The organism is Ruegeria sp. YTSA168 (assembly GCF_059610045.1).
The window spans coordinates 30,915-42,012 of the sequence record NZ_JBXWMW010000006.1; the positions used below are offsets into that span (position 1 = coordinate 30,915).

Below are 11,098 nucleotides of genomic sequence, written 5' to 3' on the forward strand. Positions count from 1 at the left end.
ACGCGGTTGCATGCGCGTGCTAGGCCAAAGATATGAGTAGCATTCCCACCAAGCAGGAGGTCCTTGACTGGATCTCAGCGAACCCCACCCTGACCTCGAAACGTGATATCGCCAAGGCCTTTGGCATCAAGGGCGCGGATCGGATCGATCTGAAGCGCATCCTCAAGGAGCTTGAGGCCGAGGGGCATCTGGAAAAGCGCAAGCGCAGCTATCGCGACCCGGACCGCCTGCCTCCGGTCAGCGTGCTGCAGGTGAAGGCCCCGAATGAAGACGGCGACTTGTTCGCGCGGCCTCTGGAGTGGCATGGGGACGGGGTCGAGCCGATCGTTCTGCTGATCACCCGCGCCAGCGATCCGGCGCTGGGCGAGGGCGACCGCATTCTGGCCCGCCTGACCGTGGTACATGAGGAAGACCACAACTACGAGGCGCGCCTGATCCGTCGCATTGGGACGAACCCGCGCAAGATCGTCGGCATCTATCGCAAGGGGGCCGAGGGCGGGCGGATCGTGCCTATCGACAAGGCCGGTTCAACGGAATGGCTGGTGCCAGAAGGCGCGGTGCATGGGGCCAAGGATGGTGAGTTGGTCGAGGCCGAACAGGCCGGGCCCAAGAACCGCATGGGGCTGCCCCGCGCGCGCATCGTTGAACGTCTGGGCGATCCGACCGCACCCAAGGCCGTGTCGCTGATCGCCATTCACCAACACAGCATCCCGGATGATTTCCCTGACAAGGTGATTGATGAGGCCGACAAGGCCAAACCCGTTGGCCTGAAGGGCCGCGAGGACCTTCGGGACATGCCGTTGCTGACCATCGACCCGTCAGACGCGCGCGACCATGATGATGCATGTTACGCGCATGCGGATGACGACCCCAAGAACCTCGGCGGCCATGTGATCTGGGTCGCGATTGCCGACGTTGCCGCCTATGTTCAGCCGGGCACCGCGCTGGACCGCGAGGCGCGCAAACGCGGCAACTCCAGCTACTTCCCGGATCGTGTCGTGCCGATGCTGCCGGATCGCCTGTCCGGTGATCTGTGTTCCCTGCACGAAGGCGTCCCGCGGGCATGTATCGCCGTGCGTATGCAGATCGACGCCGAGGGCAACAAGATCGGCCATCGCTTCGTGCGTGGTTTGATGCGCTCCGCCGCGTCGCTGCACTATGCCGAGGTGCAGGAGGCCATCGACGGCACTCCTAACGACCGCACCGGGCCGCTGCTAGAGACGGTTCTGAAACCGCTCTACGCCGCCTATGCCGCGCTGAAAACCGCGCGTGCGGCGCGGCAACCACTGGAACTGGACCTGCCCGAACGCAAGATCGTTCTGTCCGACACGGGAGAGGTGACCAGCGTCGCCTTCCGCGACCGTTTGGATGCACATAAGCTGATCGAAGAGTTCATGATCCTCGCCAATGTCGCGGCGGCTGAAACGCTGATTGCGAAACGTCGGCCACTGCTGTTCCGCGTCCACGAAGAACCCGCGCCCGAAAAGCTGGAGAGCTTGCGTGAAACGGCGCAAGCCGCCGGCCTGAACCTTGCCAAGGGTCAGGTTCTGCAAACCCGTCACCTGAACGCCCTGCTGAACGCCGCAGCTGGAACCGAAGATGCCGAGCTGATAAACCTTACCACACTGCGGTCGATGGCGCAGGCCTACTATAACCCTGAGAACTTTGGCCATTTCGGGCTGGCGCTGCGGAACTATGCGCATTTCACCTCGCCCATCCGGCGCTATGCCGACTTGATCGTGCACCGTGCGCTGATCTCGGCCCATGGCTGGGGCAAGGATGGGCTGACCGAGGATGAAATCATGCGGCTGGACGAAACCGCCACTCATATTTCGAACACTGAACGGCGTTCGATGATGGCCGAGCGCGACACGACCGACCGCTATTTAGCGGCCTATCTGAGCGAACGGGTGGGCAATGAATTCTCAGGCCGGATCAGTGGCATTGCGCGGTTCGGGGCCTTCGTGAAGATGGACGAGACCGGTGCTGATGGGCTGGTGCCCGTGCGGTCACTGGGGCGTGAGTTCTTCCATTTCGACCGCGAGGCCGGAACGCTGATGGGGTCGGACACCGGCCTGATCATTGCCATCGGCCAACGCGTCACCGTGCGCCTGACCGAGGCAACCCCGGTGACAGGTGGGCTGGAGCTGGAGCTGCTGTCAATCGACGATCAGGCCCTGCCGCGCGGGGGCGGCCCTGCCAAACGGGGCATGCGACGGAAGGCAGTCAGTACCAAGCGCAAGAAGGACAAGATCAAGCGCAAGGTCGAACGCAAACGCCGTCAGAGGTGATACGTTAGGGCCCGCGCGATCAACCAGCCATGGCGGGTCGGGTCGATCTGATCCACATCGTCGAACAGCACCGCCCTGTTGCCTTCAATCCGATCCTCATCGGGAAAGGCGGTTGTGAAGTCCCCCATCAACCGGCTTTGGCAATGTACGAACAGGGCAAATGACGCAGACTTGTGCCCGCCCAACCGAATGGTCGAGCCTTTGGGGGCCAGATAGGCAGGCTGACCCCACCGCAGAGCCTCTTGCAGCGGTTGTGCGCGGGGCAGGGCGTTGGCTGTCTCGAAGATCAGATCACGCAGGGCAAACGCCCCGGCGCGCGTTTCCGACGGTAAGGCCGCAAAAACGGCTGCTATGGCGGGGTCTTCAATCTGCGTCATGACAGCGGCACGGCCTGTTCCATCCGGTCTATATAGCTGTTGAGCAGGTTATCCTGTTTGATGCGCCGGGTCAGCGGTGTTTCAACGGGTGTTGCGCGCATTGCGGCCAGCATGGGGCCAACGCTCATATCTGCTGCGGTTGGTTGCTCTCCCAACAGGAAGGGTGATTGCCACAGATAGGCCGAGATCGCCTCGAGATCACGCTCGATCCTTTCCAGGCGCTCGTTCAGAGAAAAGCGACCAATGCCTTGCGCTGTAAGTCCTTTCAGAACAGATTTTCGGATCGAATTCGAAGCTGGTTTGCGGATCAGGGCCGGAATGCCGGTGAAAAAGGTTTCGCGCAGGATGGGCCAGGCCTCGTCATTGCCCCAGCGGTCCAGAACGATCTGGAAGTACAGATGCTCTTCTGCCATGCGGATCAGGGCGCGGGACTGCGCCTTCTGAATGTCCGACAAACCAGCATCGAAGTCAGCCCCTTGCTGTTCCAGCCAATCGCGGATCAGATCGCTGTCGGGTACCAGACGCTCGGGCGTGCGCAGCACTGGCAGTTTCTGATGTGGCATTTTCCGGGGATCCAGCATGTCGGATCGCTGCCAGCGTTGGCCAGACTGTTGCAGCATCAGCGCTGTTTTCACGCAGAACGGGCTGGCACTAAATAGGCCGAACGCTGAAGGGTAAGTCAGAAGGGTCAGCATTAATAAGCTCCATCATTGGGGATGGCCGGACCTTAGACACGACTGATGACAGTTTCTGACATTAGAGGTAGGCTAACATCCGATATGTCCCGCACTGCCCGCCTGTTCCAGCTGATGCAAGCCTTACGCTCTGGCCCGTCGCCGAAAACCTCGGTCCAACTGGCGGACGATCTTGATGTGTCGCCCCGCACGATACACCGCGATATAGATGCGCTGCGCGGCCTTGGCGCGGTTATAGATGGTGAGGCCGGATTCGGGTTCACCCTGATCGAAGACGCAACCCTGCCGCCATTAGGTTTTACCGATGATGAGCTTGAGGCGCTGGTCCTGGGTCTGCGCGAAGTGCAGGTAATCGGCGATCCGGCACTGGCTGATGCTGCCAGCGCCGCGTTGCGCAAACTTCAAGGACGGCTGCCACCGCGCCAATCCCACAGGCTGAGCCACGCGGTATTGGCGGCGACGCGATTTAACCGACCCCCTGCGCCCACCATCGAAGTTGCCGATCTGCGGCAGGCCACATGGGATGAACGCACAGTCGAATTTGCATATACCGATGCCAAGGGGGATGAGACCCGCAGGCGGGTGGACCCCTTGAGCATCGTGTACATGGACCGTTCGAATGTCTTGCTCAGTTGGTGCCATCTCAGGCGGGATTTTCGTGTCTTTCGGTTGGATCGCATGCGCGAAATGTTGGTGACAGATCAAAGCTTTCGCCCGAATCGTATACCAATGCTGCGCGATGTTCTCGCCCAGATCCGTTCAAAACGCGCCGCACATGAACAGGACGAAAACAGCTAAGACCTTTGAGAATTGCTGATTTTGCGCTATCCTTGGGGTTGAGCAGTACTCAGGAAAAAAATCGGAATGCATAAATGCATAGGTGGCGTCATGACCGCCGCATTATGGGCATCCATCGTGCAGGCGTCAGCGACAGAACACGCCCCCAGGCCCGAGATTCGGCCTGTGGGTGGCGAAATCCAATTGGCTTCGGCGGATGTTACGACATCCCTGCGTCCGGTGCCCCGGCCCGAGGTTGAGGTCGTGCGGGCGTCTTCGGGTGGGAATGCGCGATTTCAGGCGTGGTTAGGTGCGTTTGCGGATCGGGCGCGGGATCAGGGCATCTCGCAATCTACGCTGGGCCACGCATTGGCGGGCCTGTCCTATGATGTCGATGTCATAAGGCGGGATCGCAATCAGGCTGAATTCTCAAAACCGATTTGGGAGTATCTGGACAGCGCCGTCTCGGATACGCGCATCGCAAACGGGCGCGCGGCGCTGGATCGGCACCAAAAGGTCCTAAAGCGGATCGAGGCGCAATACGGTGTCGAGAAAGAGGTCGTGACCGCAATCTGGGGGTTAGAGACATCGTTCGGCACCTATCGCGGCAGCAACCCGACGATCCGGTCTTTGGCGACACTGGCCTTTGATGCACGCCGGGCATCCTTCTTTGAAACCCAGTTGATCGCAGCTTTGCAGATCATTCAGGCAGGCGATGTCAGCGCGGGCCGGATGATCGGCAGTTGGGCCGGGGCGATGGGGCATACGCAGTTCATGCCGACCTCATATTTGGATCATGCGGTTGATTTCGATAGCGATGGGCGGCGCGACATCTGGTCGGATGATCCGACCGACGCACTGGCCTCGGCGGCGGCCTATCTGGCCCGGCACGGCTGGATCAAAGGGCAGCCTTGGGGTGTTGAGGTTCGCCTGCCCCAAGGGTTCGATTATGCCACGGCCAAACGCGATTATAGTTTGATGCCGTCCGAATGGGCGTCTTTGGGCGTGGTCGGGCGTGATGGCGAACCGGTTCCCGATCACGGGCTTGCTGCGATCCTACTACCGGCTGGTGGGCAAGGCGTTGCTTTGATGATCTTTGGCAACTTCAGTGTGATTGAGACCTATAACGGTGCTGATGCCTATGTCATCGGCATTGGTCACCTGTCCGACCGCCTGGCAGGCCACGCACCGTTTCAGGCCCCTTGGCCACGGGGCGACCGGGTGCTGAGCTTTACCGAGAAAAAAGAGCTTCAAACCCGACTGACCAAAGCGGGATTTGATACGCAGGGCATCGATGGGCGGACAGGACCAAACACCATCAACGCCGTACGGGCCTATCAATTGGCTCAAGGGTTGGTGCCGGACGGGTACCCAACGTTGAACCTGTTGGAACGGTTGCGGTGATTGGGGAGGTGAATGATTTGAGTTGCTGCGGGGTCTGCAACGCGGACGAAGTTGTCATTGGCCTTCAAGCTTCCAACGGCAACTTTGGGAATTGCCAGTTCATGCTTTCCAAATTCTTGTTGCGACTTTCAACAACTTCTTGAAACGAGAGCATTCGAAATGATCCTGGTGCGGGCAGTCCGCGACATGGCGCAGCATCTTCGCGAGGTTGACCAGCCGCTCAGCTTGCTCTTCCAACATGCCTGCCTTATCGACCAGAGCGTCGCGAGGTAATACTGTCGTCCCGGGTCGGCGTAAAACGGAGCCGATCTCATCAAGCGAGAAGCCTGCGGATTTGGCCAGGTTGATGAGCGCCAGTTCTTGAAGGACTGTTGGCTCATACTGACGACGTAGCCCGTTGCGGGCGACGGCTTCGATCAGCTTCCTTTTCTCATAATAGCGGAGGCCGGAGGGGCTTATGCCAGACCGGTCTGACACCTCAGCAATATCCAAGAGTGCTGTCATATGATACCTCTTGACTTAAACTTGACTTCAAGTTGTAGGGTGACTGCTCCGAATTTGCAATGGAGCGTTCAATTGACCAATGCCTCTCTATCTACCGACCCAAAAAGAACGCTGGCGGTGCTGTCGGGGCCTGGCATCTCGATCATGCTTGCAGCTTATGGAATAAGTTCTGCTGCCGTAACGTTACCGGACGTATCGTTCGCCTTTGGTGGCCAGAGCCCTAACCCGGCACTGGTTGTCTCGATGTACATCCTTGCCGTCACAGCCCTTATCGTGCCGATGGGGCGCGCAGGCGATCTCTATGGCAAGCGCACTGTGCTGGCTTCGGGCTTGTGCCTCTTTACTCTTGGCGCAGTTCTTGCGTTCCTCGCGCCAACGCTGACGGCTTTGATCGCCAGCAGATTTGTCCAAGGCGCAGGTGCAGCGGCCATGATGGCGATGCCTTTGGCGATGGTGCGCGATCTGGTGTCTTCTGGCCAAATCGGGCGTTGGATGGGCGTGCTAGGAACCATGTCAGCCATTGGAACGGCTTCAGGCCCTGCGATTGGGGCTGCTGCTGCGGCCGCTTTCGGCTGGCGTTCGGTGTATCTTCTGCAAGTCCCTTTTGCTCTGGCAACACTCGTGCTTTGCCTCGTTTGGATTCGAGGCAGCGCAGGACAGGCGGAGAAAGGCTCGGTTGATCTTCCTGGAGCGGGTGCATTGGCCGCTTTCCTCACTGCCCTAACGTTCCTCATGTCTGAATTGGTCAATGGGTTCGACGTCACAGATGGTTTGCTCGCAGCCCTGGCGATTGGCGCATTGATGGCGCTTTATGTGATCGAGACCCGCAGTTCTTCACCCATCATCCCTCTTGATCTCCTACGCTCCAGCCGTTTGCGCATAAGCCTTGCGATGAACGTTATCGTTTCACTCGTTATGATGGGCATGTTGGTGGTTGGGCCTTTTTTCCTCATGGATGGACTTGGATTAACGACCGCGCAAATGGGCCTGGCGATGTCTGTCGGCCCCATATCGTCGGCGCTGAGCGGCATTCCAGCAGGGCGGTTCACAGAGAAAGTGGGGACAGGCTACGCGGTGACGGCAGGCGCGTCTGCAATGGCCTTTGCATGCGCTGCCATGGCGACGCTGCCTTATCTGCTCGGCCTTGGCGGATTTATTCTGGCCTTTATTTTGCTGGCACCCAGCTACCAGGTTTTCTTAGCCGCGCTCAACACCTCGGTGATGGAGAGTGCGTCAGAACAAGATCGGGGCGTAACGTCGGGCATCCTCAATCTCAGCCGCAACTTTGGCTTTATCCTCGGGGCCGGATCAGTCAGCGCAGTATTTTGGTCTCTGGCTTTCTTTGAGTCTGGCATCGAAGGCCGGACACCCATAGTGAGCTTTGCCATGGCGGGAACCTTTGCGATGTGCAGTCTGCTGATACTTGGTGTCGTTCTGCTTTCAGTTCTTTCGCACCGAACCAACGTCACGCGACAGGGAACAGGACATTCATAAGCAGCGCAGCATTTGGTAAAGTGGGCTCCGAGCCGACATTGTCGCCAAACCAGACCCCAAAGAAAAAGGCGGCTATCACAGCCGCCTTCACTATAAACCGGGATCAACCAACTAAGACGCCGCCTTCATCAGCCCCTGTGCGATGATCTCGGCCTGTGCTTCATCCAGCGATCTGTAGATGCGTACGAACATCTCGTCGATATCCGCCGGAGTCAGGACAAGTGGTGGAGAGATGATCATCCGGTCGCCCACATGGCGCATGATCAGGTTGTTGGCAAAACAGCGGTCGCGGCAGATATACCCAACGGTGCCGGGGGCCGAGGCGAATTTGGCGCGGCTTGCCTTGTCGGGCGTAAGTGCGATCGAGGCCATCATGCCTACAATCTTGGCCTCACCCACCAACGGATGATCGGCCAGAGCCTCCCATTTTTTCTTCAGATAAGGCGCGGCTACGTCGCGGACGTGGTCGACGATTCGTTCCTCTTCGAGGATGCGCAGATTTTCCAGGGCAACTGCTGCTGCGACCGGATGCCCGGAATAGGTGTAGCCGTGGTTGAACTCGGTGCCCCCAATCACCTCGGCAATCTCATCATTTACGATGGACCCGCCAATGGGCGCGTAGCCCGAGCTGAGGCCTTTGGCGATGGTCATGATATGGGGTTTGATCCCAACGGTTTGCGACCCGAACCAGTTGCCGGTACGGCCGAAGCCGCAGATGACCTCGTCGGCGATCAACAGGATATCGTATTTGTCACAAATACGCTGAACTTCGGGCCAATAGGTATCCGGCGCGACAATGACCCCGCCAGCGCCTTGCACCGGTTCGGCGATAAAGGCGGCTACGCGGTTTTCACCCAGTTCCAGAATTGCCTCTTCCAACTCACGCGCACGGGCCAGGCCAAAGTCTTCGGGCGTCATGTCGCCCCCTTCGGCCCACCAATTCGGCTGGTTGATGTGGTGGATATTCGGGATCGGAATGCCACCCTGTGCGTGCATTCCGGCCATTCCGCCCAGCGAAGCGGAGCCCACCGATGAACCATGGTAAGCGTTATGGCGGCTGATGATGATGTTTTTGTCAGGCTGACCTTTTTCTGCCCAATAGGTGCGCACAAGACGGATGTTGGTGTCGTTTGCCTCTGAACCACCTGCGGCAAAGAAGACGTGGTTTAGGTCACCGGGCGCCAGCTCGGCAATCTTGGCCGCCAAAGCAATGGCGGGCACGTGGGTGGTTTTGAAAAACGTGTTGTAGTAGGGAAGCTCGCGCATCTGACGCGCGGCAACGTCGGCCAGTTCGTCGCGCCCATAGCCGATGTTCACGCACCACAGACCGGCCATTGCGTCCAGGATCTCTTCGCCCTCACTATCAGTCAGGTAGACGCCTTTGGCGCGGGTAATGACGCGCGCGCCTTCCTGCCCCAATGCACCATTGGCCGAGAACGGGTGAAGGTGATGGGCCGCATCCAGGGCCTGTAACTCAGCGGTGGGCATATGGTTGGTGATGGTGGACATCCTGAAACCTCCTAAAGCAGTTGCAGGTCACAATATGATCAAATTTTTGTCTGTCAATCGAATCGCGCGATTCAGGCAGGGGTCAGCGCGCCGACCATCAGCTCCATCCCCTGTTCAACATCTTGTGCGGTGGCCAATGCAGCCTTTTCGGCATCGCCTTCGCGCAGTGCCGCGATGATGTCCTTGTGTCGATCTGGCAGGCTCTGCGTGCCGAATCGGCCACTGACAACCCGCAAGGACGGGCCGAATCTGAGCCACATCCGCTCGGCCAGATCGCGTAGAATCGGGGCATCCGCATGGGCATAAAGCGCTTTGTGGAAGGCATAGTTCAAGCGAAGATAACCGCCGATATCGCCTTCGTCGATCATGCTGTCCAAACGCTGGTCAATTCGCTCTAGCTCATCAATCCCAGCAGGGCTTAGATTTGTGGTTGCGCGTCTGGAAAGCTCTGATTCTATTGCGCTTCTGGCGAATTTCATCTGGGCGATATCCGAATCGGAAATCAATGGAACACTGACCCGGCGGTTCCCCTGAAACACCAGTGCCCCATCAGAGGTCAACCGCCGAATCGCTTCGCGCACCGGTGTCATGCCAACACCCAAAGCATTGGCCAAACCCTGGATTGTAACCGGTTGTCCCGGAACCAAATCGCCAAACAGGATTTGCGATTTGAGGGTGTGATAGACCTGCTCATGCACGGGGCTTTTTGTGTCACTCATCTGTGCTGCATTTGCTTTATTTTTGATCAAATCCAATGGGCTGGTTCCAGTTTCGATACCTATGGTTTGCGGGGTTTAACCCTTCGTGGAACCATAGTCGTTACCATCAAAAAACGCAAAACTTGATCAAATCTGAAAAACAGGGAAAATACCCGGACATTTGCAGGGAGAAAAAAATGACAATCAAAACGCTGACGCTGACAGCGGTCATCGCATTGGGGACTTCGGCAGCCTTTGCCGAAGAGGTGCGTGTTTACAATTGGTCCGACTATATTGACGAGGACCTGCTGGCGAAGTTCGAAGAAGAGACCGGCCTGACGCTGATCTATGACGTCTTCGATAGTAACGAGGTTCTGGAAACCAAGATGCTGGCCGGTGGGTCAGGCTATGATGTTGTGGTGCCGTCCGGCACTTTCTTGCAACGTCAGATTCAGGCTGGCGCGTTTCAGGAACTGGATGCCGCCAAACTGTCGAACGCTGGCAACCTTTGGGACGTGATCCAGGATCGCACTGCAGGCTATGATCCGAACAACGCCTATTCCATCAACTACATGTGGGGCACCACCGGCATCGGTGTGAATGTTGGCAAGGTCAAAGAAGCTTTAGGCGACGACGTGGTCCTGAACAGCATGGACCTTGTCCTGAAACCCGAAAATATGGAGAAGCTGGCCTCGTGCGGTGTGCATTTCCTGGACGCGCCTGCCGAGATGATACCGATGACACTGCAGTATCTGGGTGAGGATCCTGACAGCCATGATCCGGATGTCATCGCCAAGACCGAAGAGGTGCTGATGGCGGTACGTCCGCATATTCAGAAATTCCACAGCTCGGAATACATCAATGCGCTGGCCAATGGCGATATCTGTGTGGCCGTCGGCTGGTCGGGTGACATCCTTCAGGCGCGGGACCGTGCGGCCGAGGCCGACAATGGTGTCGAGATTGAATACCACCCCTTCGCCGAAGGGTCGCTGATGTGGTTCGACCAAATGGCCATTCCTGCGGATGCGCCCAATCCCGAGGGTGCGCACAAGTTCCTGGACTTCATCCTGGACGCCAACAACATGGCTGCCGCGTCGAACTATGTGTACTACGCAAACGGCAACAAGGCTTCGCAGGAATTTCTGGAGGAAGACGTGATCGGTGATCCGGCGATCTATCCGGATGATGCGACGATGCAGAACCTCTATATCACGACGCCCTATCCGTCGAAAACACAGCGGGTCGTGACCCGCCTGTGGACCAAGATCAAGTCAGGCACCTGATCTTGCGGCGCGGGGCGAAACAACGCCCCGCGTTTTTCTTTGCCGTACAGAAATACGGGGGCCGCT

10 protein-coding genes are annotated in these 11,098 nt (G+C 58.2%); 5 read left to right on the forward strand and 5 right to left on the reverse strand.

Annotated features, from left to right (window positions below; all coding sequences use genetic code 11):
- Nucleotides 1–32: 32 nt before the first annotated feature.
- Complete coding sequence (rnr, locus tag AC2FFE_RS12635; protein ID WP_496846792.1) at nt 33–2,291, forward strand: ribonuclease R; 2,259 nt, start codon at nt 33–35, stop codon at nt 2,289–2,291.
- On the opposite strand, the gene AC2FFE_RS12640 is transcribed toward rnr, so the two are convergent.
- Both AC2FFE_RS12640 and AC2FFE_RS12645 read right to left on the reverse strand, forming a co-directional pair.
- Nucleotides 2,282–2,668 carry a DUF1801 domain-containing protein gene (locus AC2FFE_RS12640; protein WP_496819596.1) on the reverse strand — a complete coding sequence of 129 codons (387 nt, stop codon included), beginning with the start codon at nt 2,666–2,668 and terminating at the stop codon, nt 2,282–2,284. The two genes, rnr and AC2FFE_RS12640, sit on opposite strands and share 10 nt — an antisense overlap.
- Nucleotides 2,665–3,363, reverse strand: coding sequence for a glutathione S-transferase family protein (locus AC2FFE_RS12645; protein WP_496819597.1), 699 nt, complete (start codon nt 3,361–3,363; stop codon nt 2,665–2,667). Before AC2FFE_RS12645 ends, AC2FFE_RS12640 begins: the two co-directional genes overlap by 4 nt.
- An 84-nt stretch (nt 3,364–3,447) precedes the next feature.
- Between AC2FFE_RS12645 and AC2FFE_RS12650 the strand changes: the two genes are divergently transcribed.
- Both AC2FFE_RS12650 and AC2FFE_RS12655 read left to right on the forward strand, forming a co-directional pair.
- Complete coding sequence (locus AC2FFE_RS12650; RefSeq protein WP_496819598.1) at nt 3,448–4,161, forward strand: helix-turn-helix transcriptional regulator; 714 nt, start codon at nt 3,448–3,450, stop codon at nt 4,159–4,161.
- A 90-nt stretch (nt 4,162–4,251) separates the two neighbouring features.
- Nucleotides 4,252–5,544: a lytic murein transglycosylase gene (locus AC2FFE_RS12655; protein WP_496846793.1), complete on the forward strand. Its 1,293-nt coding sequence runs from the start codon at nt 4,252–4,254 to the stop codon at nt 5,542–5,544.
- Nucleotides 5,545–5,643: 99 nt separating this feature from the next.
- Here AC2FFE_RS12655 and AC2FFE_RS12660 read toward each other — a convergent pair whose 3' ends face one another.
- Nucleotides 5,644–6,048: a MerR family transcriptional regulator gene (locus AC2FFE_RS12660; RefSeq protein WP_299874990.1), complete on the reverse strand. Its 405-nt coding sequence runs from the start codon at nt 6,046–6,048 to the stop codon at nt 5,644–5,646.
- Here AC2FFE_RS12660 and AC2FFE_RS12665 point away from each other — a divergent pair, their 5' ends adjacent.
- Nucleotides 6,049–7,542, forward strand: a complete 1,494-nt coding sequence (locus AC2FFE_RS12665) for an MFS transporter (protein ID WP_496846794.1) — start codon at nt 6,049–6,051, stop codon at nt 7,540–7,542.
- A gap of 111 nt (nt 7,543–7,653) precedes the next feature.
- Here AC2FFE_RS12665 and AC2FFE_RS12670 read toward each other — a convergent pair whose 3' ends face one another.
- Together AC2FFE_RS12670 and AC2FFE_RS12675 are read right to left on the reverse strand one after the other, a co-directional pair.
- Nucleotides 7,654–9,051 (reverse strand): aspartate aminotransferase family protein, encoded by a 1,398-nt coding sequence (locus tag AC2FFE_RS12670; protein ID WP_496819601.1) that lies wholly within the window; start codon nt 9,049–9,051, stop codon nt 7,654–7,656.
- Nucleotides 9,052–9,122: 71 nt separating this feature from the next.
- Nucleotides 9,123–9,770, reverse strand: coding sequence for a GntR family transcriptional regulator (locus AC2FFE_RS12675; protein WP_496819602.1), 648 nt, complete (start codon nt 9,768–9,770; stop codon nt 9,123–9,125).
- A gap of 176 nt (nt 9,771–9,946) precedes the next feature.
- On the opposite strand from AC2FFE_RS12675, the gene AC2FFE_RS12680 reads away from it, so the two are divergent.
- Nucleotides 9,947–11,032 carry a polyamine ABC transporter substrate-binding protein gene (locus tag AC2FFE_RS12680; RefSeq protein ID WP_496819603.1) on the forward strand — a complete coding sequence of 362 codons (1,086 nt, stop codon included), beginning with the start codon at nt 9,947–9,949 and terminating at the stop codon, nt 11,030–11,032.
- Nucleotides 11,033–11,098 lie beyond the last annotated feature (66 nt).